This window comes from Caballeronia sp. 11_S32 (assembly GCF_056930355.1).
Genome location: NZ_JBXOWH010000002.1, coordinates 511,325 through 535,579, shown reverse-complemented (window position 1 = coordinate 535,579; position 24,255 = coordinate 511,325). Strand labels below are relative to the sequence as shown.

Here is a 24,255-nt window from a genome sequence, read left to right as displayed (position 1 = left end):
ACCGTTGAGCGTTCGTTGAATCCCGCAGTTCTCGGGAGCACCGGCATAACGCGGGGATTTCGCTTCTCGGGCTCTTCATCCCGCGTGTCGTTGCCGGCGGATGTGCTGGCGGAAGCGGCCACGGGCACGCCTCCTGCGGTCGCGCCGCACCCGTCAACGCCTCATGGCTGTTCCCATTGCGTGTTTGCCCGGATGATCGCTTCCAGTACGGTCGGAATATAGGTATCGGATCCGTTGGAAGGCAGCCACGACGACGATGTCGCGGCCAGCCTCAAATTCAGCGAGTTATGAAAGAGCAACTGGCTCGCGAGCGCCGGGTTTTCCAGCATCGAGCGCGGGCCGAACGGGCGAAACACGAACGCGCCCTCGGCCCACGGGCGATGTCCGATATCGATGGCGTTGCCGGGCATCAGCGCAGGCGCGGCGCGGAACTTCACGCCGATCTTCGCTAGTGCGGACACCATCCAGCACAACGCGCCGTTGCTCAAGCCGCTCGCGCTGGCCGGATAGCCGCCGCCGACGTCGGAATGCGCGCCGGGGAACAGTACCTGGCGTACATTCGCGCGCGGCGTCCAGAGCGTCGGCACGAAGTCGCCGCGCTGTTCGTCGAGACTGACGGCATGCAGGCCGAACTTGACCTTCTCGCTCAGGTCGGTGTCGGCGAAGCGGAACACGTCGACGCGATCATCGTCGCTGTCGACGTACAACGGAATGCCCAGGGAGCCGACCGTATCCCACACGGCGATCGCCAGTACGCCGTCCTGCGCGGGAACGAGTTCTCCCGGCGAGAGCGTGCCGGACATGAAATGCGGCAGCCCATCGAGTACCTCGGCGAACTTGCTGACCAGTGTTCCGTCTGCGCCGCGGGCAACGCGGTCGTCAACGCGCTTTGCCCGATGCTGCCTCCACGCCATCGATCCGAGGCGGTAGGCCAGCGCCTTGTCGGTGAGATCGTGCGCCGCGGGGTTCAACAGTCCCATGTCGACGATGAGCCCGCCGAGCGCGCGCGCCGTGTACGCGCCGCGGCTGAAGCCCACGAGCACGATGCTGTCGCCCGGCTCGTAGTTTCGCGAAATGAAGGTATATCCGCGCACGATCCGCTCGATCGTTCCGCTGCCGAACACGCCGCCAAAGATCTTGGTCACGAGACCCATCGAGGAGCCGACGCCGTGTATATATTTCGCGACATGCCCGTCCGGACCGGCCAGCGTCTTCTCCTGTTCCGCGCCTTGTAACAGGGTGCTCTGATCCAGCTCGCCATCCAGTTGCAGAAAGAGTTTCCAGACGTTGCTTGGCGGTGAAGCGTCGTTGTTGTCTCCGCCTGGCCCGTTCCATGTGCCGTCCGCGCAGAAAATGATCATCTTGCTCACGGTTCATTCTCCTGAAGTGTAGCGGGCGGGGCGGTCGGCTCTGCCTTGCCATTGAGCAGGCTAGCGCGGACGGAATCATTCGCCCGGGGGAAATGCGTGCTTCGCTTTGCCGGTCGAAGTGAAGCCACCGATTTTCGATCGGAACTTCAAAAGGGATGCTTACTACCGGGGCCATTCCAGTTTAGGAAATGGCTAGAACTTTCATGATGTGAACGTCCGTCGCTGCCGAGCATTTGGCCGAAACTTCCGGTCCGGGCAATCCGATAAACGCCACGTCTGCCCAAGTTTTATTAAGCGATTGAGTTGAGAAGCTGGATCGGCATATTGAGCGCGTCGGCGGTCGTTGCGCTCGTGGTCGCGCGGTTTGTCGTGAACCGGCTCATTCGATCGGCTGATGACATTTCATTAGATTTCCGTACCAATCCTGCCGTACGAAACCTAAAGGAGACGTTAGCTGGCGCGCTCGGCGACCAGCATGGTGCCGGTGCCGCGAAGGAGCATGCGCCGAACAGTAGCCTCAAGACCCCTGTCGGCCGCAAGCTTCAACGCTTCGCGTTAAGCCTTCGCCACAAAGTCGTTTTGCTGATGCCGAGGGCTTTGCACACGGCATCGCGATCGCCTCCGAATGCGGCCAGCGAAGCGCGAACCTGATCGGCTTCCACGGAACGGCTCAGGTCGCGCAAGGACCGCTCCTCGTTGCCGTTGTGTTCAACCTCGAACAGCTCGGGCGCGATCGTTTCCAGCTCATCCACCGTCAACTCGACCGACCGATCCCTTTCGATTGTCATGTCCGAGATTTCCACGGCGATGCGCTCCACGATGTTCTGCAGTTCGCGAACATTGCCGGGCCACGGGTAACGACGCAGTTCCTGCTCCAGCGGCGCGAGGACGCGCGCCGCCGCATCGCGGCCGGGAACGCGCACCGCGAGCGCTTTGTCGCGCTTGGCCGCCTGCGTCAGCAGTTGCGTCGCCAAGGGCAGGATGTCGCTGGATCGTTCACGCAATGGCGGCAACGCGACGCTCAGAATATTGATGCGATAGAACAGATCGGCCCTGAATGATCCGTCGGCGACACCTTCTGCGAGCGAGCGATGCGTCGCGGCGATCACGCGGATGTCGACACGCGTCGGCTCCGTCGATCCGAGGCGAATGACTTCCCGCTCCTGCAGCACGCGTAACAGGCGGCTTTGCAGTGAGGGCGGCATCTCGCCGATTTCGTCGAGAAACAATGTTCCTCGATGTGCCGCCTCGATCAATCCGGCCTTGCCGCCTTTGCGCGCGCCGGTAAATGCGCCCTCGTCGTAGCCGAAGAGCTCGCTTTCGAGCAGCGCTTCCGGGAAGGCGCCGCAGTTCATCGCAACGAACGGAAAGTCCTTGCGCCGGCTCAGACGATGCATGCTTTGCGCGACCATTTCCTTGCCGGTGCCGCTTTCGCCGAGAATCAGCACGGTTGCATCGGATTTCGCGTAACGACGCACGAGCGCCCGCACCCGCTCGATCGACTCCGACTCGCCGACGACATCCTCCAGCCGATAGCGCGCGACGAATTCCTGCGCGCCCTGCCGCGATCGCAGCGTCCGGTCGAGCCGCTCGACCGCGCGCGATTCCTGGAACGTGAAGATCGTGCCGCCCGATGCGCCGTCGCTTCCCAGTGGACCGCGATGGATCGCATAGCTCACGCCGCGCACGGCGCCGAATACATCGCCATCGGCAACCGGCAACACGCTATCGAGTTCGGGCGCGACTTCGAGCAGCGCACGCCCGACCGCGCGCGATGCATCGGCAATGCCGAGCGCGGCAGCCAGCCGGCGGTTGATCGCTTCGATGCGACCGGCTGCATCCACCGCGACAACGCCATCGCGAAGATGCTGCAGAAGGTTATCGAGGCGATTGCGCCGCGCAACTTCGTGGCGCATCGCCTGGGCGACTTCCAGCGCGGTCTCGAACGCGGCGACGACCGACGTGCGCGAGTACAGAAACACCGAGCTCATGCCCGCGTCGGCCGCCAGATCCGCAACGAGGCCGGGGCCGACCACGACGTCGACGCCGCGGTCACGCAGATCCAGCACGAGGCTCTCCGCGTCCGGCGCTGAGCGATACGACTCGCAGATCACATCGATGTCGTATGCGGCGAGGAACCGGCGTATTTCCGCGGGCGTCTCGCCGTGCGTGACGAGCGCGACGCTCGCGCCTTCGCGCCGCGCGTTCGTGAGCGCGTGCATCACGTCGAAGCCGGTCGGGCTGATGACGACCACCGGCACCGACACGCGGTTCTTGAGATACGCCCCGTTGGAGCCGCCTGCCACGACGACATCGGGACGCTCATCGTGCGCGGACTCGATGCGGCTCGCGGCATCCTCATAGCCGAGCGAGACGACGTCGAGCTCGGCGCGATCGGCATAGGCGCCCGCGAGATCGATGAATAAATCTCTGAGCCGGCTGATGCCGATAGCCCAGATGCGCGGACGCGAAGTGGTTTCCGGTTGCATGATCGTCTACGGTGGATTGAGATGACGAAGCTCATCCAGTATGCATCACTGATTTCAGCTTCGAAACATGGAATTTCATCCATGAAATTTAAGGAGCCAGGTGCGAATCTAAAAATTACACAAAATCAATGACTTATAAAAATTCGCCAAGCTGGCAAGGTAGTTGCTTATTAAAGCGCACTTTTCAGGAGACGAATGTGAGTTCCCAAATCCAATCCGCACAGACCGCGGGCGCGCGGTTCCGCCAGGCCGTCCGGGAGGAATCCCCCCTGCAAGTCGTCGGCGCGATCACCGCTTATGCCGCGAAGATGGCCGAAGCCGTCGGCTTCAAGGCGCTCTATCTGTCGGGCGGCGGCGTGGCCGCGAATTCGCTCGGTATGCCCGATCTCGGCATCAGCACGATGGAAGACGTGCTTATCGACGCGCGCCGCATCACCGACGCGTCCTCGCTGCCGCTGATGGTCGATATCGACACCGGCTGGGGCGGCGCCTTCAACATCGCGCGCACGATCCGTTCGTTCATCAAGGCGGGCGTTGCCGCCGTGCATATCGAGGATCAGGTCGGGCAGAAGCGCTGCGGGCACCGGCCGGGCAAGGAAGTCGTGCCGACCGGCGAAATGGTCGATCGCGTGAAGGCCGCCGTCGACGCGCGCACCGACGACTCCTTCGTCATCATGGCGCGCACCGATGCGACCGCCGCCGAAGGCATCGACGCCGCGATCGAACGCGCGGTCGCGTATGTCGAAGCGGGCGCGGACATGATTTTCCCCGAAGCGATGAAGACGCTCGACGACTATCGCCGCTTCAAGGCGGCCGTGCGCGTGCCGATCCTCGCGAACCTGACCGAGTTCGGCTCGACGCCAATGTTCACCGTCGACGAACTGAAGAGCGCGAACGTCGATATCGCTTTGTACTGCTGCGGCGCGTATCGCGCGATGAATGCCGCCGCCTTGAACTTCTATGAAACCGTGAAGCGCGACGGTACGCAAAAGGCGGCCGTCGAAACGATGCAGACGCGCGCCGATCTGTACAAGTATCTCGGCTATCACGCGTACGAGGACAAGCTGGATCAGTTGTTCGCGGCAAAGAAATAATCGAAATTCCTGGAGACGAATCAATGAGCGAAGCAGACAACAGCACCGCTACGGGCGGTTTCAAGCCGAAGAAATCCGTCGCGCTGTCGGGCGTGACGGCGGGCAATACCGCGCTGTGCACGGTCGGCAAGACCGGCAACGACTTGCACTATCGCGGCTACGACATTCTCGATCTCGCGACGACTTCCGAGTTCGAAGAAATCGCGTATCTGCTCGTGCATGGCAAGCTGCCGAACGCCGCTGAGCTGAAGGCGTACAAGACGAAGCTGAAGGCCTTGCGCGGCTTGCCCGCGAATCTGAAGGCCGCGCTGGAATGGATTCCGGCGTCCGCACATCCGATGGACGTCATGCGCACCGGCGTCTCCGTGCTCGGCACGCTGCTGCCCGAGAAGGACGATCACAACGCGCCGGGCGCGAAGGACATCGCCGACCGCCTGATGGCCTCGCTCGGCTCGATGCTGCTGTACTGGTATCACTATTCGCACAACGGCAAGCGCATCGAAGTCGAAACCGATGACGATTCCATCGGCGGACACTTCCTGCATCTGCTGCATGGCGTGGAGCCGTCGAAGTCTTGGGTCGAGGCGATGCATGTATCGCTCAATCTTTATGCCGAGCACGAATTCAACGCATCGACGTTCACGGCGCGGGTGATCGCGGGCACGGGTTCCGACATGTATTCGTCGATCACCGGCGCGATCGGCGCATTGCGCGGCCCGAAGCACGGCGGCGCGAACGAAGTGGCCTACGAAATCCAGTCGCGCTATCAGACGCCCGACGAAGCGGAAGCCGACATCAAGCGCCGTGTCGAGAACAAGGAAGTGGTGATCGGCTTCGGCCATCCGGTGTACACGATCTCCGATCCGCGCAACAAGGTCATCAAGGAAGTCGCGAAGAAGCTGTCGAAGGAAGCGGGCGATACGAAGCTGTTCGACATCGCCGAGCGCCTCGAATCCGTGATGTGGGACGCGAAGAAGATGTTCCCGAATCTGGACTGGTTCAGCGCCGTTTCTTATCACATGATGGGCGTGCCCACCGCCATGTTCACGCCGCTTTTCGTGATCTCGCGCACGTCGGGATGGGCCGCGCACATCATCGAGCAACGCATCGACAACAAGATCATCCGGCCGAGCGCAAATTACACCGGACCCGAGAACCTCGAGTTTGTCCCGCTGGCCAAGCGTCCCTGAAATGGCTCAGGTTCCCTCTACGTGAGACGCGAGAGACGTGAGGGATTGGGCCCTGCTGTCACACCCGGGCAGCCGGGCCCCTTTTTATGCTTCAATTCATGATGCTTTCCACGGGCAAGTGAAATCCGCTGGCAAATTGATACTCTGGCAATGCTCCCGTCCCGAACGGTGAAGCGAGCGGCAACCAGATGGCCCGATTTTTGAAACCGATGGGTCTGCCCCACAATTACTTTCGAGCATGGCACCCGAGAGACCATGCAATGACTGAGACACGGCGATGAATACTGCACACCGCAAACCCCTGAGCGGCTCCTCGCTCGATTACTTCGATGCGCGCGCAGCCGTCGAAGCCATCGCGCCCGGCGCTTATGACACGCTGCCGTACACCTCGCGTGTGCTGGCTGAAAACCTCGTGCGCCGCTGCGATCCGGCGATCCTCGAGGCATCGCTGACGCAGCTCGTCGAAAGAAAGCGGGAGCGTGACTTCCCGTGGTTCCCGGCACGCGTGGTCTGTCACGACATTCTCGGGCAGACGGCGCTCGTCGATCTCGCCGGCCTGCGCGACGCAATCGCGGACCAGGGCGGCGATCCCGCAAAAGTGAACCCTGTCGTGCCCGTGCAACTCATCGTCGATCACTCGCTCGCGGTGGAATGCGGCGGCTTCGATCCGGATGCGTTCGCGAAGAACCGCGCGATCGAGGACCGGCGCAACGAGGATCGCTTCGACTTCATCAACTGGACCAAAAAAGCGTTCAAGAATGTCGATGTGATTCCGCCGGGCAACGGCATCATGCATCAGATCAATCTGGAACGCATGTCGCCCGTGATTCACGCGGCCGATGGCATTGCGTATCCGGACACGCTCGTCGGCACGGACAGCCACACGCCGCACGTCGATGCGCTCGGCGTGATCGCGATCGGCGTGGGCGGGCTCGAAGCCGAGAACGTGATGCTCGGCCGCGCGTCGTGGATGCGCCTGCCGGATATCGTCGGCGTCGAATTGAGCGGCAAGCGGCAGCCGGGCATCACGGCGACAGACATCGTGCTCGCGCTCACCGAGTTTCTGCGCAAGGAGAAGGTGGTCGGCGCGTATCTCGAGTTCTACGGCGAAGGCGCATCGAGCCTTACGCTCGGCGACCGCGCGACGATCTCGAACATGGCGCCGGAATATGGCGCGAACGCCGCGATGTTCTATATCGACGAGCAGACGATCGAATATCTGCGCCTGACCGGCCGCGACGACAAGCAAGTGAGCCTCGTCGAGCAATATGCGAAAACCGCCGGCCTGTGGGCCGATTCGCTGACGCGAGCCGAATATGAACGCGTGCTGCGCTTCGATCTCTCGTCGGTCGTGCGCAACATGGCAGGACCCTCGAATCCGCACAAGCGCCTGCCGGTTTCCGAACTGGCGGCGCGCGGCATTGCCGGCAAATGGGAAGAAGTGCCCGGACAGATGCCGGACGGCGCGGTGATCATCGCTGCGATCACAAGCTGCACGAACACCAGCAATCCGCGCAACGTTATCGCCGCGGCGCTGCTCGCACGCAATGCGAATGCGCAAGGTCTCACGCGCAAGCCGTGGGTGAAGTCCTCGCTCGCGCCGGGCTCGAAGGCGGTCGAACTGTATTTGCAGGAAGCCAATCTGCTGCCCGATCTGGAGCAGCTCGGCTTCGGCATCGTCGCGTTCGCGTGCACGACATGCAACGGGATGTCCGGCGCGCTCGATCCCGCCATCCAGCAGGAGATCATCGATCGCGATCTGTACGCGACCGCCGTGCTCTCCGGCAATCGCAACTTCGACGGCCGTATTCATCCGTATGCGAAGCAGGCGTTTCTCGCATCGCCGCCGCTCGTCGTCGCGTATGCGATCGCGGGCACGATCCGGTTCGACATCGAACGCGATGCGCTCGGCGTCGGCAAAAATGGTCAGCCTGTCTATCTGAAGGATATCTGGCCGAGCGACGAGGAAATCGACGCCATCGTCAAACAGAGCGTGAAGCCCGAGCAGTTCCGCAAGGTCTACGAGCCGATGTTCGCGCTGACCGCGGCGAGTGGCGAGGCGATCAGCCCGCTCTACGACTGGCGCGCGCAAAGCACCTACATTCGCCGCCCGCCGTATTGGGAAGGCGCGCTCGCGGGCGAACGCACGCTGAGCGGCATGCGACCGCTCGCGGTGCTCGGCGACAACATCACGACGGACCATCTCTCGCCGTCCAACGCAATTCTCGCGAACAGCGCGGCGGGCGAATATCTCGCGAAAATGGGCTTGCCCGAAGAGGACTTCAATTCATACGCGACGCATCGCGGCGACCATCTGACGGCGCAGCGCGCGACCTTCGCGAATCCGACGCTCATCAACGAAATGGCGGTCGTCGAAGGGCAGGTGAAGAAGGGCTCGCTCACTCGCATCGAACCGGAAGGCCGGGTCACGCGCATGTGGGAGGCAATCGAAACCTACATGGATCGCAAGCAGCCGCTCATCATCATCGCGGGTGCGGATTACGGACAGGGCTCGTCGCGCGACTGGGCTGCGAAGGGCGTGCGGCTCGCGGGCGTCGAGGCGATCGTCGCGGAAGGCTTCGAGCGTATTCATCGCACGAATTTGATAGGCATGGGCGTGTTGCCGCTCGAATTCAAGGCAGGTGAGAATCGCCAGACTTACGGCATCGACGGCACCGAGACGTATGACGTCATCGGCGAGCGCAAGCCGCGCGCGGATCTCACGCTCGTCATCCATCGCAAGAACGGCGAGCGGGTTGAAGTGCCCGTGACGTGCCGTCTCGACACCGCCGAAGAAGTGTCGATCTACGAAGCCGGCGGCGTGCTGCAACGCTTCGCTCAGGACTTCCTGGAGTCGTCGAAAGAGGCGGCATGACATCGCATGAAGACGGCGTGGCGCGCGCCGTCTTTTCTTATCAAAGGATTCGAATCACATGGCACACGCACCTCAGATCAAGATCGCCGCGACCTATATGCGCGGCGGCACCAGCAAGGGCGTCTTCTTTCGCCTGAACGACTTGCCCGAAGCGGCGCGCGTGCCCGGCCCTGAGCGCGACGCGCTCTTCCTGCGCGTCATCGGCAGTCCGGACCCGTACGGCAAGCAGATCGACGGCATGGGCGGCGCGACATCGAGCACGAGCAAAACGGTCATCGTCTCGAAGAGCGCGCGGCCCGGTCATGACGTCGATTATCTCTTCGGCCAGGTTTCCATCGACAAACCGTTCGTCGACTGGAGCGGCAATTGCGGCAATCTTTCGGCGGCGGTCGGCCCGTTCGCGATCACAGGCGGCCTGATCGATCCGGAGCGCGTGCCGGACAACGGCATTGCGATCGTGCGGATCTGGCAGGCGAACATCGGCAAGACGATCATCGCGCATGTGCCGATAACCAACGGCGCCGTGCAGGAAACAGGCGACTTCGAGCTGGACGGCGTGACGTTCCCCGCCGCTGAAGTGCAACTCGAGTTTCTCGATCCCGCAGCGGAGGAAGAGGGCGCGGAAGGCGCGATGTTCCCGACGGGCAATGTCGTCGATGATCTCGAAGTCCCGGGTGTCGGGACCTTCAAGGCGACGATGATCAACGCGGGCATTCCGACGATCTTCGTGAACGCGGACGCCATCGGCTACACGGGCACCGAGCTTCAGGACGCGATCAACGGTGACGATGCGGCTTTGAAACGCTTCGAAACCATCCGCGCGTATGGCGCGCTGCGCATGGGTCTGATCAAGAGCCTCGATGAAATCGCCAAACGCCAGCACACGCCGAAGATCGCGTTCGTCGCGGCCCCGGCGGAATATGTCGCATCGAGCGGCAAGCGCATTGGCGCCAATGATGTCGATGTGCTCGTGCGCGCCTTGTCGATGGGCAAGCTGCATCACGCCATGATGGGCACGGCGGCGGTTGCGATCGGCACGGCGGCGGCGATCCCGGGCACGCTCGTGAATCTCGCGGCGGGCGGCGGCGAGCGTCAATCGGTGCGCTTCGGGCATCCGTCGGGTACGTTGCGCGTCGGTGCGGAAGCGGTCGAATCGAACGGCGAATGGCAGGTGAAGAAGGCCATCATGAGCCGCAGCGCGCGCGTGCTTATGGAAGGCTGGGTGCGGGCTCCGGTTGTGACGCTGGATTAAGGGGGCAGACTGAAGCTGAGCCCATGTGGCCGCCGTCGCTTCTGGCGATGGCGCCGCGAGCTTGATCGATTTCTCCGGGGCACTGTGAATAGATGACAGAAGACCCTGCTGGGCCAGTCGAATAGCGCGCCGGATTGCAGGCGAGCAACTTCCCCTTCGATATCGATATCGGCGAACTCCGCCGTGAGAATCTCCCTGACGAAGATCGCGCTCGGACGCGAATCGGCAAACAAGGACTTCAGTTGAATCTGGCGCCGCTTTTCATGAGACGGCGCGCTGATTCTCGACAAGGAGAGTGGCCGCTTCGCCGATGCGTTGAAGGTGCATTGTCTGGATCATGAAGGGCGCTTCTTCAAGTCGCGCGGGCCGTTCACGGCGCCGCGCTTGCAGCAGGGGCATCCGGTGCTGATTCAGGCCGGGCAGAGCGGGCGCGGGCGTCAGGTCGCGTCGCGCTGGGCAGACCTCGTCTTCGTCGTGTATCCGAATCTCGCGGTGGGCAAGAAGCAATACGCGGAGATGAAACAGGCGCTCGCCGACGCTGGCCGCAACCCCGACGACGTGAAGATCTCTACCGCGTGCTACACGATCGTGGCGGAGTCGGACGAGATCGCGCAGTAGGAACGCGAATACATGGATTCGCTCGCGAAACCGATCGAGTCGCTCGCGCTGCTGTGCGAAGTGCTCAACACCGACTTCTCGAAGCGCGGCTACGGCGATCCATTCAGCGATGCCGAAATGGCCGCGATCTCCGGCTGTACCGGTTTCCGTGACCGCGTCGTGACGCTCCCGGGCGAGAAGAATCCGTCGGTGTGCGATTTCGTGGATTTCTCAAAGCGCGCGCATCGAGGAATTCCCGGTGTTCTGCGGCAGGCCGAGACGGTCGCCGACCAGATGGAGCAACGGTTCGTCGAAGGCGCCCTCGATGGCTTCGTGATCGCGCCGACGCACGTGCCCCGCGCGTACGAGGATTTCGTGCGGATGGTCGTGCCCGAGTTGCAGCGGCGCGGCCTGGTCCACAAGGAATACACGGGCGGGACGCTGCGCGAGAACCTCGGCTTGCCGGTTCCGAAGTCGGGTGATTGGCGCAAGGCGGCGTATCCGCGCACGTCGAACATCGAGGTCGCGTGACGCGTTCGTCGCTCGCCGCGGTTTTACTAAGCGTGTGTTGCTCCGCCCGGCGCGGACAACGCGGACGGACAAGCCTGACGCGCGGGAAGCCTTGATCGCGCGGCAGTGGATTCCCGGCATTCGCACCGCGCGAGCTTCATGACGCGAACTCGAGGGAAGCGCCTTATCCCGCCGATGCACTGGGCCGCCTGTCCACGACGGACTGAACATTGCGGGTTGACGCCGTGGTTCTCCTTCATGGGCGTATTTGTTCTATCGGAAGAATGCGCGAGTCCGGTTAAATAGAGGTACGGTCAAGCGAAGAACGATTGGATAAAGACCTGCTGGAAGATTCTGCCGATGATGCGACGACTAGGAGGTGCTTGCGCGATGAGGTCCGTAAAGTATGTTTGTGCGTCGAGCAGCAGGAAAATCGATGGAAGACTCGACCAGGAAACAGCCTGGTTTGAATTCCGTCAGGTTGCCTACCTATATGGCATGAATCTGGAACAGGCAGCCAAGTTCCTGCGGCAAGCAGACTCGACCGGTGACATTGAGGCTGCAAAAGACGTCAGGTCGTCCGACCGTTGCAAATGCCTGTTAAGTCACCGAGCGGTTGTCGCGGTCGGATACCAAGTCAACTATGGTCGGGCAACAGCATTCCGCCACTGGTGCGCATCAGATCTGATTCCCCGGTTCCGGTAAATCTCCTCGTGCAGTTCGATAAATCCCGATCGATGGCTTCATGGGCGTGAGCGCCAATACTTTGAGTGCGAGCGTTCGTTCGGCCGGCCATATGCAACTGCGTGGCGAACAGCCTTATTGAAATGTCATTGGCGGGCAATCCTTTTTGCGATCGGGAACTGGTGACCGTATTCCAACTCCGTGCCACGCTGGGGCATCAGGCTGGCCGAACGTGGTCTGTCCGACGCGCCCGTTTCGTCGCCGAGATTCTCTTTTGCGATTGGGAAGGGCTTTCAGTTGCTTGCTGGACGAGAGCCCGGATACCTGCGGCCGCGAATCTCACGAGTTGCTCGTAGTGTGCGGTGGACTTCGACGTGCGGGCAGACGCGCCCAAACGGGCGGCGCGTCCATTGAGCGCGTGCGCTTGTTGCCGGGCACCGACGGAAAATAGATAGGCCCACACCGCGTGCTCGCGCGAGATGCCTGGAATGACCGTGTACAACGCATCGATGATGCGCTCCGCTATGGGATCGTAGTAGGTCTCACGGATGCGCCGCGACCGCTCGTCGCTACCGAGGCTGACAGAGGCCACGAGTTGAACGTAAAGTGCCAGGTTCGCGGCGTCCTCGCCATGGAAAATCTCCGACAAGGGTGTGAAGGCGATCGTCAATACGTCTTCGATCGTCGCGGAACGCTCTCTCGCGAATAGGGCATCGAGCAGCTTGCCTCGGTGATGATTGATTGCCGATGAGCGACGCTCGAAGACGGCCTCGTACAGTTTGTCTTTGTTCGCGTAGTGATAATGCACGAGCGCTTGCGCGACGCCGGCCTCCTCGGCGATCTTACGCATGCTTGCTCCTGCGTAGCCGTGTTCGCCGAACACCCTCTCGGCCGCGTTCAGGATCGCTGAGAGGCGCGAACCGGGTGCACGGTCGGATTCCAGAGCGTCGTTGCCCGTGGTCCCGGACACCTTCCTCTCACGTGATGTTTTCATGTCTGCAAGCTCCCACCTATTCGATCGATCAGTCAGTATATCCTTAACCCCGTGCGGCTCGGGTCTGCCCGATCCGGACCGAGTCGCGACAGGCGACGCGGTCCGCTGTTGAGCAAGCGCCGTTATCCTAGGAATTCCGGCTCTGCCAACCCTTTCACACCAGGCCGCACGGCGAGCACGTTGCCCGCCAGAGGCTGCTGCGCAAGTTCTTTTTCGTTCATGCGCCGTCGCGCCGTGGTAATGAAGAGCGTATCGAGATCGGGACCGCCAAAGCACAGGCTGCTCACGCGTCGCACCGGCAGGTTGATGACCATGTCGATTCGTCCGCGCGGGTCGTAGCGTGTGACGCACCAGCCATCCATGTTCGCGCTCCAGAAGCACCCGTCGGCATCGACGGTAGAGCCGTCGCAGATGCCGCGTCCGAGCGGTACCTCAGCGAACTTGCGGCGGTTGTAGATGGCGCCGTCGACCGAGTCGTAGTCGAACACGTCGATCTGGCAACTGAAGGAGTCGGTCATGTACATGAGGCGGTTGTCGGGGCTGAAGCTGAGCCCGTTGATGCACGTGATGCCTTCCATGATGAGTTTCGGCTTCAGATCGGGATCCAGACGGAACAGGCGTCCGCGCGGGGTGTAGGCGGCCGCTTCCACGGTGCCGGACCAGTAGCGGCCGTGACGATCGCACTTGCCGTCGTTGAAACGGTTCTTCGGACGTTCGGCGTCGGGACGCGCGATCTCGGTCAGTTCGCCGGTTTCGGGCGAGAAGAAGTAGAAGCCCGAGCGCATGCCGACGATCAGGCCGCCCTTGGCGCGCAGGCCAATGCTTCCGATCTCTTCCTGCATGGGCCAGCTCCGCTTGGCGCCGCTCGAAATGTCGAGGCGATGGATCGCCTGACCGATCCCGTCGACCCACCAAAGCAGTTGCGTTTTCTCATCCCAGATGATCGATTCGCCCAGCACGTCGGGCGTGGAATCGACCACGTCGATGACCGAACCCACCATGTCGATCGGTCTGGTGATACTGCTGACAGTCATGCTGCCTCCTTGAATCGTGATGTTGATACAGCTAAGAAACCGGGGTGTCCGCTCAGGCGGCCATTTCTTTCATGCGGGCGATGCCCTCTAGCGCGAGTCCGTAGCCGAGCACGTCGTGCAGCCGAGCTTTCAGTTCCTGGTTCAGACACGTACGCGTATAGCGTCGCACGAGACGCGGTTGCTTGAGCATCAGCCTGGCGAGTTCGCGGGCGCGCGGCAAAAGGTCGGCCGCCGGCAGCACTTCGTTCACCAGACCCATTTCCAGCGCTTCGCTTGCGGAGATACGCTGGCCCGTCAATAGAAAGTAATGGCCGCGCGCGCGCCCCATCAGCAGCGGCATGATCAGATGCATGCCGTCGCCCGGCACCATGCCGCCCTGGAAATGCGCGGTGTCCTGGATCGTCGCGGTGTCGGATGCGAGCACGATGTCGCCGAGCAGGGGGATCTCCGCGTGCCGCACGGCCGGGCCGTTGATGACGCTGATCACCGGCGCTTCGATATTGAGCAGGTTGATGAGCAGGTGCTTCGCTTCCCAGTAGATCGGATCGTAGATCGCCGGCGTCATCGAATTGCGGTTCTGGTGCATGCCCGGCGCGATGGCCGGGCCGCTGAACGCATCGCCCGTGCCGGTCATGATCACGACGTCGTTTTCCCGGTCGCGGCCGACATCGAGAAACGCCTGTTCGAACTCGCGATGGGCGGTCAGATTCCACACCAGCGGCTCGCCGTGCGTGTGGAAGTGCATTTCCAGCACGCCATCGGTACGTGTCATGCGGATGGTCTCGAACTTGTCTGAGTATTCGTCGAAGTTGCTCACGGCTCTGTCCTCTGATGAACGTTGAGAAGTCGCGCTGGCGCCCGTCGCGAAGGGTGACGTGCCGCCGCGCAATGCATTCAGCGGCCGATACTAGTCCTGACTGATCGATCAGTCAACAAGGGAAATTCCCCGGCGAAACTGCCGTGTTTTCGGTTGACCGGACGTTTCCTCCTCCGCTACTGTGCTGACTGTTCGATCGATCAGTTTTTCGATGCGAGCGATCCGCCGCCTTCGGGTGCGCCCCCGACAAGAGCAGATGCCGCCGGACCATCAGCGCGCCGGCAGGCTCAAGGAGACAGCCTCATGAAACGCTTTCCGCCATCCACGTGCCGTTCCGTTCATCTTCACTGAGAGGGTCATCATGTCGCGCAAAATCGCTCTCGATGCAAACGCGCCCGCTCAGCTGACGGCCCCGGACGACACGCAGCGCGTGCTCTATCTCAAGGTCGCGATGCGGCTCGTGCCGCTTCTGATCGTGTGCTATGTGGTCGCGTATCTGGATCGCATCAACGTCGGCTTCGCCAAGTTGCAGATGCAGGACGCACTCGGCTTCAGCGATGCCGTGTACGGACTGGGCGCGGGAATCTTCTTCATCGGCTACTTTCTGTTCGAGGTGCCGAGCAACCTGCTTCTGCAACGCATCGGTGCGCGCAAGACGATCACGCGCATCATGGTTCTATGGGGCATCACCGGCTGCGCGATGGCGACCGTATCGAGCCCGACCGCGTTCTACGTGCTGCGCTTTCTGCTCGGTGTGTTCGAGGCGGGCTTCTTTCCCGGCGTCGTCTACTTCCTGAGTCAATGGTTCCCACGCAACCGGCGCGGGCAGATCCTCGGTCTCTTCATGACGGGATTTCCGATCGCGGGGATGATCGGCGGCCCGGTGTCGGGCTGGGCGATGTCGCGGCTCGCAGGCGTCGCGGGTCTGGCGGGCTGGCAGTGGCTCTATATCGTAGAAGCGGCGCCGGCAGTGCTGCTCGGCATCGTGACGTGGTTCACCCTTTCGGACGGTATTGAGCGCGCGAAATGGCTCACCGAACCGGAGCGCGACGCCTTGCGCCACGCGTTGCGCGACGACGGCCGCGAGGCGGGCGCGGAACACGCCGGGCAATTGCGGCAGGTCATCGCCGACCCGAAGGTATACGTCATGAGCTTCGCCTATTTCACCTTCATCTGCGGCACCTATGCGTTGAGCTTCTGGCTGCCGACGGTGCTGAAGAGCGCGGGCGCGACGAGCGTGGAGCGCATCGGCTGGCTTTCGGCCATTCCGTACGGCATCGCGGCGATCGGCATGGTGCTGATCTGCCGCAACTCGGACAGGCTGCTCGAACGCCGCTGGCACGGTGCACTGGCGGCCTTCGCAGGCGCGATCGCGCTTTCGCTGCTGCCGCTTCTGGCGCATGATCTGACTGCGACCATCGTGCTGCTGACGATCGCATCCATCACGGTGTTTGTCACGATTCCGCTGCTGTGGTCGCTCGCGTCCGACTATTTCGCCGGCTCGTCCGCCGCCGCTCCGGCGATCGCATTCGTCAACAGCCTCGGACTGCTCGGCGGTTTCGCCAGTCCGTTCGCGATGGGCTGGCTCAAGACGCTGAGCGGCACGCTCAACAGCGGGCTTTATCTGATGACGACGCTGCTTGCGCTCGGCGCATGCGCGATGCTGTGCATGCGCGTGGGACGCCAGGCGAGCCGATGAGTAACGAACGAACGGCGGGGTCCGGGCAATCGGACCCTCACGCGACCAACATGGAACAGACTTTCAAGAATGCGTCGCCGGGCAGCCTGCTCGGAGAGAGCGTGGTGCGCCTGGACGCAGCGCGCTTCGTTTCGGGGCGCGTCGATTACAGTGCCGATCTCATTCCCGAAGGTGCGCTCCACCTTGCCATCCTGCGCAGCGCTCATGCGTGCGCGACGATCGTCTCGATCGACCTGTCCGATGCACTCGCCATGCCGGGCGTCGTCGCCGGCCTGACGGGCGAAGACGCAGCGCGCATGAGCGACGCAATGCCTCCGGCAATGGACCTCCCCACAAAAGGCGCACGCGGTCCTTTGCAGAGTCGTTGTCTCGCGCTCGGTCACGCCACGTATTTCGGCCAACCGGTCGCGGCGCTCGTCGCGAGTTCGGTTCACGACGCTCAAGCGGCGCTCGCGAAGATTCGCGTCCAGTACGAGGTGCACGCGTCGACGGCAAACGCACGCGACGCCTTGCGCGAAGGTGCGCCGGTGGTTCAGCCCGGCTGGGATACGAACCTGCTCGTGCGCGACCGCATCCGTTCGGGCGACGCCGATGCCGCATTCGAGCGCGCAGCGCACGTCGCCCGGGGCGAACTGACAGTCGGCCCGTCGACGAGTGCGCCGATGGAAACGCTGTGCTACATCGCCGAGTGGGACGCGCGCGGCGAGCGCTATGCGCTTACCGGCACGTTTCAGAACCCGCATACGAGCCGCTGGCTGATAGCGGCGGCCCTGCGCGTGAAGGAGTCGCAGGTGCGTGTGATCGCGCCGCGCATCGGCGGAACGTTCGGGCTCAAGATGGCAGGACATCCCGAAGAAGTGCTGGTCGCGCTGTTCAGCAGGATCACGAAACGCCCGGTCGCGTGGGTCGAGGAGCGGCGCGAGACACTGCTCGCCGGTGCGCGTTCGCAGCATCACAGCTTCGAGATCGCGGCGGATGAGCAAGGCAGGCTGATCGGCTGGCGTGACCGCATCCTGGTCGATGTCGGCATCATTGGTGCCGGTCATAGCTGGGCGATGGCGCTCGTCACGCCGGCCGTGTTTCCGACCGTCTACACGATCGAGCACTGCGACGTCGAGTGTTCCCTCGCGATCACCAATCAACCGCCGTGGCAGGCCATACGCGGTTACGGCAAGGAAATCGGCAACCTCGTGCTGGAGCGCGCGATCGATCTGCTGGCGCGGCAAACCGGCATGGATCCGGTCGAGTTGCGCCGACGCAATCTCATCGCGCGGGACGCCTTGCCGCGTCTACTGCCGTCCGGGCTGAACGTGGATAGCGGCGACTATCCGGGCAGCCTCGAGCAGTTGCTGACGATGTTCGATTACGCGCAATGGCAGAAGCGGGCGCGCGCCGCGCGTGACACCGAGTGGCGGATCGGTATCGGCATTGCGTTCGAACTCACGCCGGAAGGCGGCGCGCGGCCCGGCAACTTTCCCAATGGATACGAGACATCCACCGTTCGCATGATGCCGTCGGGCGACGTGCAGGTGCTCACGGGCGTCACGTCTCCGGGCAGCGGCAGCGACACCGGCATTGCGCAGATGGTCGCCGGTGAGCTCGGTCTGCGCGCGGATCAGGTGAGCGTGATCGAAGGCGACACCGACGTGACACCGGTCGGCACCGGCAACGCCAGCAGCCGTGCGCTCATGTACGGCGGGACCGCCGCGTATCTCGCTGCGCAGGAGTTGCGCGACAGGCTTGCACAGTGCGCCGCCAACATGCTCGGCGGTGCGCCCGGCGAGATCGCACTGCGCGGCGGCCATGCGTGGCGCGAGTCGAACGGCGCGAGGATCGCAGTGGCCGAACTCGCGCTCGGCGCGCATCTGCGGCCCTTTACCGTAGCCGCGGGCGTGACGCTGCCGCTCGAAGTGACGCGCAGCTTCGCGCCGCAGAACGTGCGCGTGGAGCCGGATGCGCAAGGCCGCATCGCCACGTACCCGACATTTTCGAACTCCGTGCATGCCGTGGCGCTGGAACTCGACATGGCGACCGGCAACAGCAGGCTGCTCGACTACGCGGTGGTGCACGACTGCGGCGCGATGATCAACCCGGCGCTCGTCGAAGCGCAACTCAGGGGCGCTATCGTGATGGGCATCGGCGTCGCGCTTTGGGAACTCATCAAGTTCGACGAACACCACCGCATGATGACCGATCGCTTCAAGAGTTATCTGTTGCCGCGTGCGAACGACCTTCCGCCCGTTCGCGTAGGGCATCGTGTGACGCTGAATCCGTTTCATCCGCTTGGCATGAAGGGGGCCGGCGAATCGGGGCTGGGCGGTGCGCTCGCCGCCGTGAGTAACGCCGTGGCGAATGCGCTTGGTGACGACGCGCGCGTGAGCCACGTGCCAGCGACGCCAGCGCGCGTGATGGCCTCACTGAAGGAGCGACGCGCGTGATCGGCCATTACTTCAATTTTCATCAACCGAAGGAGCTCGACGAAGCGGCCGGATTGCTGGCGGCTCTGCGCGAGGATGCGTCGGTGCTCGGCGGCGGCACGATGCTGGTGCCGTCGATGTCGGCGAATCTCGTGCGTCCCGGGCATCTCATCAGTCTCGGCGCGCTCGGTCTGGACGAGATCGTGCTCGCCGATACGCATCTGAGCATCGGCGCGATGACGACCTATGCGCAACTGCTTGCTTCGCCGCTCGTGGCGCGCCATGCGCCGCTGCTCGCGGCGATGACCGCGCAAGTCACGGGCGGCGCTTCGATCCTGAATCAGGGCACGCTTGGCGGGGCGGCGAGCTATGCGAACCCTTCGTCCGACGCGCCCGGATGCCTCGCGGCGCTCGAGGCGGAGTTCGAGTTGCGCTCGGCGTGGGGCGTGCGTCATGTCGCTGCGCGCGAGTTTTTCATCGACGCCTTCTGCACCGCGCGCCGCGCAGACGAGTTTCTCACGGGCATCCGCGTGCCGTGCGACGCGGCGCTCGTCGCCTGTGAGTATCAGAAGTACAAGGCGAGTGCGAGCTCGTGGCCCATTGTGACCGTCGCGTGTTCCTTGCATCGGAGCGAGCAGATCAGTGTGCGGCTCGCCGTCGGCGCGGCGGGCCGGCGGCCCGCGTATCGCAGCTTCGTGATCGACGAGCAGACGTTGCTCGCACCCGATGCGTTCATCGAGCATGCGGCGGTGAGCGCGCTGGATCTCGTCGGCGAAGGCTGGAGCGATGAACTCGCGGACGCGGATTACCGTCGCGCCGTCGTGCCGGGCGTCGTCAAACGGCATTTGCGCATCCTGCTCACGGGAACGAAGACATGAAAGGAACGATCGAGGTGCGGCTCAAGCTCAATGGCGAGCCGCGTTCTGAACGAGTGGACTCGCGACTGCTGCTCGTCGAACTGATTCGCGATGCGCTCGATGCGAAAGGCACGCGCATCGGATGCCTGACCGGCGATTGCGGCGCGTGCACGGTGTTGATCGATGGCGAGGTGAGGAAGTCCTGTCTCGTGCTTGCGGCGTCGATATCCGGAAACGAAGTGCGGACGATCGAAGGCCTCGATGGAATCGAGGCGCTGCAGGAGGCGTTCATTGCGGAGAATGGGTTTCAATGCGGATTCTGCACGAGCGGCATGATCATCGCGGCGGCGGACCTTCTGAGGCATAACGCGTCGCCGAGTCACGAAGAGATACGTCGCGCGATCAGCGGGAACCTGTGCCGGTGCACGGGCTACGAGAGCATCGTCAATGCGATCCATCGCGCGGCGCATGGCGAGAACACGTGCGCGCCGGCCGACGACCCGCGCGTGTAGCGTGATGAGACCCGCCTGAATCCGGCATCGCCGCCCATGCGCGACATCACTGGTGCGATGCATTCGATCGATGGCTGCTTCCGTGCCTGAGCCCCTGGAGAACACCGTGTCAAGAGATGCCACCGTCACGATCTACGTCATCTACGAAGGCGAAACCGGTGCGCGCTTCGATCGCGCGTATTACGTCGACCATCACCTGCCCCTTGTGATGCGTCACTGGTCGCGCTACGGCCTTGTCGGGGTCGCGGCGTTTTTCCCGGCAGAGCAACAGGGCGGAACGCTTGCGATCTGCGAATGCAGGTTTCGCGATGAAGCATCGGTCGAAGCGGCCTTTACGTCACCCGAAACGCCCGCCGTGATGGCCGACGTACCGCGCTTCACGGATATTGCGCCGCGCCGCCTGCGTGCGACGGCGCTTTGAAAAAGCGGCTGCGAAAAGAACGCCGGCGCAGCGCTCGCGTTGGTCCTGGAATGGTTCAGACCGAGGCGACGCAAGGTACGAATATCGGCTGACACGGTTCATCTGAAATACAGGAGAAAGGACATGGAAATTGGCATCATCGGACTCGGCGCGATGGGACGCGCGATGGCCCGCAACCTGGCGCGCGCAGGACATGACGTGAAAGCGTGGAATCGTTCAGGCGGATCGGTGGACGGCGTCACGATGGTCGCATCGCCGGTCGAGGCGGTCCAGGGCGACGCGGTGCTCACCATGCTGTCCGACGACGACGCAATCCGCTCGACGCTCGTCGCGTCTGGCGTGCTCGCACGGGCGAAGCGTGGGCTCGTGCATGTCGTCACATCGACGATTTCGGTTGCGTTCGCGCGTGAACTCGTTTCCGTGCACGAGGCGGCGGGTATTGGCTATGTTTCCGCGCCTGTGCTCGGACGCCCCGACGTGGCGGCGAAGGGAGAACTCAACGTGCTGGCGGCCGGCGCCCCTGATGCCATGGTAACGGCACGCCCGTTGCTCGAAGTGATCGGCGGGCGCATCTGGGATATGGGCGACGAAGCGCCGACTGCAAATGCCGCGAAAATCGCGTGCAACATGATGATCACGATGGCGATCGAGGCGATGGCGGAAGCTGTCGTGCTGACTGAAGCGAATGGCCTGCAACGTGAACGCTTTTTCGACGTGATTCTGAACACGCTGTTCGGCAGTCGTTCGTATCAGATATATTCGGCGAACATCTCAGGCGAAAACTACGAGCCCGGTTTCAAGGCGACGCTCGGTCTGAAGGACTTGCGACTGGCATCGGAAGCCGCCAGAGAAGCGGGGCGAACGTTGCCGATGCTCGCTGCAGTCCACGGCCGGATGGCCGATACGGTCGCGGCAGGGTTGGGAGACCGCGACTGGTCGGCGATGGCGAAGTACACGATCCAAGCGGCGACGGGACGAGGCTGATCCTCGGTTGGTGATGGATAGCGCAAGCCTGCTGCTAATGACCGTCGTCGTTCGCTAGTGCATTGCATCATTGAATTGGCACCCCAAGTGTGTTCAGATGCGGGTCATGGGCAAAATGAATCTGACCGATACCGAACGCGAGCAACTGCTGTCGGCGGCGCGCAGCCGAACGGTGCGTGCGGCGGACGTACGACGCGCGAAGTTGATCCTGATGCTCGAGGACGGCGAATCGCGCGACAGCATCATGCGCACACTGGGTTGCGACTCGCGCTTCATCGCGCGCTGGTCGGGGCGCTTTCTTAGCGAGCGACTGTCTGGCATGTACGCCCGACATCCCGGGCGCGCTCCCAAGCAGCCGCCAGCCAGACTTGAGGCGCGTGTGCTCAACCGTACTCTCAAGCACAAACCCACCGACGGCTCGACACACTGGAGCAGCTATAAGCTTGCGGCAGAGCTCGGCGACGTGTCGGTCTCGACCGTGCAGCGCATCTGGCGCAAGCATGGGGTCAAGCCGCAGCAGTTGGAGCGGCACATGGTCTCCAACGACCCGGACTTCGAGGCCAAAGCAGCCGACGTGATCGGGCTTTACCTGAACCCGCCGGCGCACGCAGCGGTGTTCTGTGTGGACGAGAAGACCGCGATTCAGGCACTCGACCGCAAGGACCGGATGCTGCCGCTGTCGCCGGGGCGCGCCGAGAGTCACGGCTTCGAGTACAAGCGCAACGGCACGCTCAGCCTGTTCGCGGCGTTCAATACTGCGACCGGCGAGGTGCTGGGCAGAACAGCGCCGCGCCACACCAGCGAACAGTTTGTGGCCTTCCTGACCGACGTCGTGGCCAGCCAGCCCAAACGCAGAGAAATCCATGTCATCTGTGACAACGTGAGTAGCCATAAGACGGAGCGGGTGGCCACCTTCCTCAACGCGCATCGCAACGTACGTCTGCACTTCACGCCGACCTACTCGTCGTGGCTTAACCAAGTGGAAAACTGGTTCTCGCGCATCCAGCGTGATGTGATCGCCCGGGGCATCTTCACTTCAGTAAAGGATCTGAATCGCAAACTCATGCGCTACATCCGCGAGCACAACAAAAATCCGAAGCCGATCAAGTGGAAGTATGACGATCCTTCGCGTCGAATCCGCCAGGTGCCAAATCAATGACGCAGTCGACTAGTGCATTGCATCATTGAATTGGCACCCCAAGTGTGTTCAGATGCGGGTCATGGGCAAAATGAATCTGACCGATACCGAACGCGAGCAACTGCTGTCGGCGGCGCGCAGCCGAACGGTGCGTGCGGCGGACGTACGACGCGCGAAGTTGATCCTGATGCTCGAGGACGGCGAATCGCGCGACAGCATCATGCGCACACTGGGTTGCGACTCGCGCTTCATCGCGCGCTGGTCGGGGCGCTTTCTTAGCGAGCGACTGTCTGGCATGTACGCCCGACATCCCGGGCGCGCTCCCAAGCAGCCGCCAGCCAGACTTGAGGCGCGTGTGCTCAACCGTACTCTCAAGCACAAACCCACCGACGGCTCGACACACTGGAGCAGCTATAAGCTTGCGGCAGAGCTCGGCGACGTGTCGGTCTCGACCGTGCAGCGCATCTGGCGCAAGCATGGGGTCAAGCCGCAGCAGTTGGAGCGGCACATGGTCTCCAACGACCCGGACTTCGAGGCCAAAGCAGCCGACGTGATCGGGCTTTACCTGAACCCGCCGGCGCACGCAGCGGTGTTCTGTGTGGACGAGAAGACCGCGATTCAGGCACTCGACCGCAAGGACCGGATGCTGCCGCTGTCGCCGGGGCGCGCCGAGAGTCACGGCTTCGAGTACAAGCGCAACGGCACGCTCAGCCTGTTCGCGGCGTTCAATACTGCGACCGGCGAGGTGCTGGGCAGAACAGCGCCGCGCCACACCAGCGAACAGTTTGTGGCCTTCCTGACCGACGTCGTGGCCAGCCAGCCCAAACGCAGAGAAATCCATGTCATCTGTGACAACGTGAGTAGCCATAAGACGGAGCGGGTGGCCACCTTCCTCAACGCGCATCGCAACGTACGTCTGCACTTCACGCCGACCTACTCGTCGTGGCTTAACCAAGTGGAAAACTGGTTCTCGCGCATCCAGCGTGATGTGATCGCCCGGGGCATCTTCACTTCAGTAAAGGATCTGAATCGCAAACTCATGCGCTACATCCGCGAGCACAACAAAAATCCGAAGCCGATCAAGTGGAAGTATGACGATCCTTCGCGTCGAATCCGCCAGGTGCCAAATCAATGACGCAGTCGACTAGCGGCCTCAACAATGCCAGAGAAAACGGATGGCTGAAAAGGCGTCTTGCCTGCCGTGTAGTTCTTGTCGCGGCTGTTCACGGCTTTGAAGTCGTTCAGTCCGCCGTGGACACAAAGCATCGCCTGATCGTGGAGCACGGCAAGTCGAAGCTGAAGGTGGTTGCTGATTGAGGCG

At 62.8% G+C, this 24,255-nt stretch carries 20 protein-coding genes; 15 read left to right on the top strand and 5 right to left on the bottom strand.

Going from position 1 to position 24,255, the window contains the following annotated elements; genetic code table 11:
- Positions 1–161: 161 nt before the first annotated feature.
- Together AC1Z32_RS10675 and prpR are read right to left on the bottom strand one after the other, a co-directional pair.
- Positions 162–1,361: a DUF2235 domain-containing protein gene (locus AC1Z32_RS10675; RefSeq protein ID WP_483478820.1), complete on the bottom strand. Its 1,200-nt coding sequence runs from the start codon at positions 1,359–1,361 to the stop codon at positions 162–164.
- Between the two features lie 551 nt (positions 1,362–1,912).
- Positions 1,913–3,859, bottom strand: coding sequence for a propionate catabolism operon regulatory protein PrpR (prpR, locus tag AC1Z32_RS10670; RefSeq protein WP_483478670.1), 1,947 nt, complete (start codon positions 3,857–3,859; stop codon positions 1,913–1,915).
- Between the two features lie 197 nt (positions 3,860–4,056).
- On the opposite strand from prpR, the gene prpB reads away from it, so the two are divergent.
- The 6 genes from prpB (at position 4,057) to AC1Z32_RS10640 (ending at position 11,398) form a co-directional block, all read left to right on the top strand.
- Positions 4,057–4,953 (top strand): methylisocitrate lyase, encoded by an 897-nt coding sequence (gene prpB, locus AC1Z32_RS10665; protein WP_483478669.1) that lies wholly within the window; start codon positions 4,057–4,059, stop codon positions 4,951–4,953.
- A gap of 23 nt (positions 4,954–4,976) precedes the next feature.
- Positions 4,977–6,143, top strand: coding sequence for a bifunctional 2-methylcitrate synthase/citrate synthase (prpC, locus tag AC1Z32_RS10660; protein ID WP_483478668.1), 1,167 nt, complete (start codon positions 4,977–4,979; stop codon positions 6,141–6,143).
- Between the two features lie 277 nt (positions 6,144–6,420).
- Positions 6,421–9,018: a Fe/S-dependent 2-methylisocitrate dehydratase AcnD gene (gene acnD / locus AC1Z32_RS10655; protein WP_483478667.1), complete on the top strand. Its 2,598-nt coding sequence runs from the start codon at positions 6,421–6,423 to the stop codon at positions 9,016–9,018.
- A 58-nt stretch (positions 9,019–9,076) separates the two neighbouring features.
- The gene (gene prpF, locus AC1Z32_RS10650; protein ID WP_483478666.1) at positions 9,077–10,270 is read left to right on the top strand and encodes a 2-methylaconitate cis-trans isomerase PrpF; all 1,194 of its coding nucleotides are present in this window, start codon (positions 9,077–9,079) and stop codon (positions 10,268–10,270) included.
- A gap of 321 nt (positions 10,271–10,591) precedes the next feature.
- Positions 10,592–10,888, top strand: a complete 297-nt coding sequence (locus tag AC1Z32_RS10645) for an LLM class flavin-dependent oxidoreductase (RefSeq protein ID WP_483478665.1) — start codon at positions 10,592–10,594, stop codon at positions 10,886–10,888.
- Between the two features lie 12 nt (positions 10,889–10,900).
- Positions 10,901–11,398 carry a hypothetical protein gene (locus tag AC1Z32_RS10640; protein WP_483478664.1) on the top strand — a complete coding sequence of 166 codons (498 nt, stop codon included), beginning with the start codon at positions 10,901–10,903 and terminating at the stop codon, positions 11,396–11,398.
- Between the two features lie 880 nt (positions 11,399–12,278).
- Here AC1Z32_RS10640 and AC1Z32_RS10635 read toward each other — a convergent pair.
- The 3 genes from AC1Z32_RS10635 to AC1Z32_RS10625 form a co-directional block, all read right to left on the bottom strand.
- Positions 12,279–13,055 carry a TetR/AcrR family transcriptional regulator gene (locus AC1Z32_RS10635; RefSeq protein ID WP_483478663.1) on the bottom strand — a complete coding sequence of 259 codons (777 nt, stop codon included), beginning with the start codon at positions 13,053–13,055 and terminating at the stop codon, positions 12,279–12,281.
- 122 nt (positions 13,056–13,177) lie between these two features.
- Positions 13,178–14,089, bottom strand: coding sequence for an SMP-30/gluconolactonase/LRE family protein (locus AC1Z32_RS10630; protein WP_483478662.1), 912 nt, complete (start codon positions 14,087–14,089; stop codon positions 13,178–13,180).
- Between the two features lie 52 nt (positions 14,090–14,141).
- Positions 14,142–14,906, bottom strand: coding sequence for an enoyl-CoA hydratase/isomerase family protein (locus AC1Z32_RS10625; RefSeq protein ID WP_483478661.1), 765 nt, complete (start codon positions 14,904–14,906; stop codon positions 14,142–14,144).
- Positions 14,907–15,267: 361 nt separating this feature from the next.
- On the opposite strand from AC1Z32_RS10625, the gene AC1Z32_RS10620 reads away from it, so the two are divergent.
- The 9 genes from AC1Z32_RS10620 (at position 15,268) to AC1Z32_RS10580 (ending at position 24,251) form a co-directional block, all read left to right on the top strand.
- Entirely contained in the window at positions 15,268–16,605 is a 1,338-nt protein-coding gene (locus tag AC1Z32_RS10620) for an MFS transporter (protein ID WP_483478660.1), read from the top strand.
- Between the two features lie 50 nt (positions 16,606–16,655).
- Positions 16,656–19,043: a xanthine dehydrogenase family protein molybdopterin-binding subunit gene (locus tag AC1Z32_RS10615; RefSeq protein WP_483478659.1), complete on the top strand. Its 2,388-nt coding sequence runs from the start codon at positions 16,656–16,658 to the stop codon at positions 19,041–19,043.
- Entirely contained in the window at positions 19,040–19,900 is an 861-nt protein-coding gene (locus AC1Z32_RS10610; RefSeq protein ID WP_483478658.1) for an FAD binding domain-containing protein, read from the top strand. Before AC1Z32_RS10615 ends, AC1Z32_RS10610 begins: the two co-directional genes overlap by 4 nt.
- The gene (locus AC1Z32_RS10605; RefSeq protein ID WP_483478657.1) at positions 19,897–20,391 is read left to right on the top strand and encodes a (2Fe-2S)-binding protein; all 495 of its coding nucleotides are present in this window, start codon (positions 19,897–19,899) and stop codon (positions 20,389–20,391) included. Before AC1Z32_RS10610 ends, AC1Z32_RS10605 begins: the two co-directional genes overlap by 4 nt.
- 106 nt (positions 20,392–20,497) lie before the next feature.
- Positions 20,498–20,812, top strand: a complete 315-nt coding sequence (locus AC1Z32_RS10600) for an EthD family reductase (protein ID WP_483478656.1) — start codon at positions 20,498–20,500, stop codon at positions 20,810–20,812.
- 81 nt (positions 20,813–20,893) lie between these two features.
- Positions 20,894–21,796, top strand: a complete 903-nt coding sequence (locus AC1Z32_RS10595) for an NAD(P)-dependent oxidoreductase (protein WP_483478819.1) — start codon at positions 20,894–20,896, stop codon at positions 21,794–21,796.
- A gap of 97 nt (positions 21,797–21,893) precedes the next feature.
- Positions 21,894–22,955: an IS630 family transposase gene (locus AC1Z32_RS10590; protein ID WP_483476817.1), complete on the top strand. Its 1,062-nt coding sequence runs from the start codon at positions 21,894–21,896 to the stop codon at positions 22,953–22,955.
- A 52-nt stretch (positions 22,956–23,007) separates the two neighbouring features.
- Entirely contained in the window at positions 23,008–24,069 is a 1,062-nt protein-coding gene (locus AC1Z32_RS10585; protein WP_483476817.1) for an IS630 family transposase, read from the top strand.
- Complete coding sequence (locus AC1Z32_RS10580) at positions 24,066–24,251, top strand: hypothetical protein (protein WP_483478655.1); 186 nt, start codon at positions 24,066–24,068, stop codon at positions 24,249–24,251. The genes AC1Z32_RS10585 and AC1Z32_RS10580 overlap by 4 nt, the downstream gene beginning before the upstream one ends.
- Positions 24,252–24,255 lie beyond the last annotated feature (4 nt).

What these genes read in the sequence shown, in the direction of transcription:
- AC1Z32_RS10675 (WP_483478820.1), bottom strand. Translation starts at nt 1,361, where the DNA reads ATGATCATTTTCTGCGCGGACGGCACATGGAACGGGCCAGGCGGAGAC.
- prpR (WP_483478670.1), bottom strand. Translation starts at nt 3,859, where the DNA reads ATGCAACCGGAAACCACTTCGCGTCCGCGCATCTGGGCTATCGGCATC.
- prpC (WP_483478668.1), top strand. Translation starts at nt 4,977, where the DNA reads ATGAGCGAAGCAGACAACAGCACCGCTACGGGCGGTTTCAAGCCGAAG.
- acnD (WP_483478667.1), top strand. Translation starts at nt 6,421, where the DNA reads ATGAATACTGCACACCGCAAACCCCTGAGCGGCTCCTCGCTCGATTAC.
- prpF (WP_483478666.1), top strand. Translation starts at nt 9,077, where the DNA reads ATGGCACACGCACCTCAGATCAAGATCGCCGCGACCTATATGCGCGGC.
- AC1Z32_RS10640 (WP_483478664.1), top strand. Translation starts at nt 10,901, where the DNA reads ATGGATTCGCTCGCGAAACCGATCGAGTCGCTCGCGCTGCTGTGCGAA.
- AC1Z32_RS10635 (WP_483478663.1), bottom strand. Translation starts at nt 13,055, where the DNA reads ATGAAAACATCACGTGAGAGGAAGGTGTCCGGGACCACGGGCAACGAC.
- AC1Z32_RS10630 (WP_483478662.1), bottom strand. Translation starts at nt 14,089, where the DNA reads ATGACTGTCAGCAGTATCACCAGACCGATCGACATGGTGGGTTCGGTC.
- AC1Z32_RS10620 (WP_483478660.1), top strand. Translation starts at nt 15,268, where the DNA reads ATGTCGCGCAAAATCGCTCTCGATGCAAACGCGCCCGCTCAGCTGACG.
- AC1Z32_RS10615 (WP_483478659.1), top strand. Translation starts at nt 16,656, where the DNA reads ATGGAACAGACTTTCAAGAATGCGTCGCCGGGCAGCCTGCTCGGAGAG.
- AC1Z32_RS10605 (WP_483478657.1), top strand. Translation starts at nt 19,897, where the DNA reads ATGAAAGGAACGATCGAGGTGCGGCTCAAGCTCAATGGCGAGCCGCGT.
- AC1Z32_RS10590 (WP_483476817.1), top strand. Translation starts at nt 21,894, where the DNA reads ATGCGGGTCATGGGCAAAATGAATCTGACCGATACCGAACGCGAGCAA.
- AC1Z32_RS10585 (WP_483476817.1), top strand. Translation starts at nt 23,008, where the DNA reads ATGCGGGTCATGGGCAAAATGAATCTGACCGATACCGAACGCGAGCAA.
- AC1Z32_RS10580 (WP_483478655.1), top strand. Translation starts at nt 24,066, where the DNA reads ATGACGCAGTCGACTAGCGGCCTCAACAATGCCAGAGAAAACGGATGG.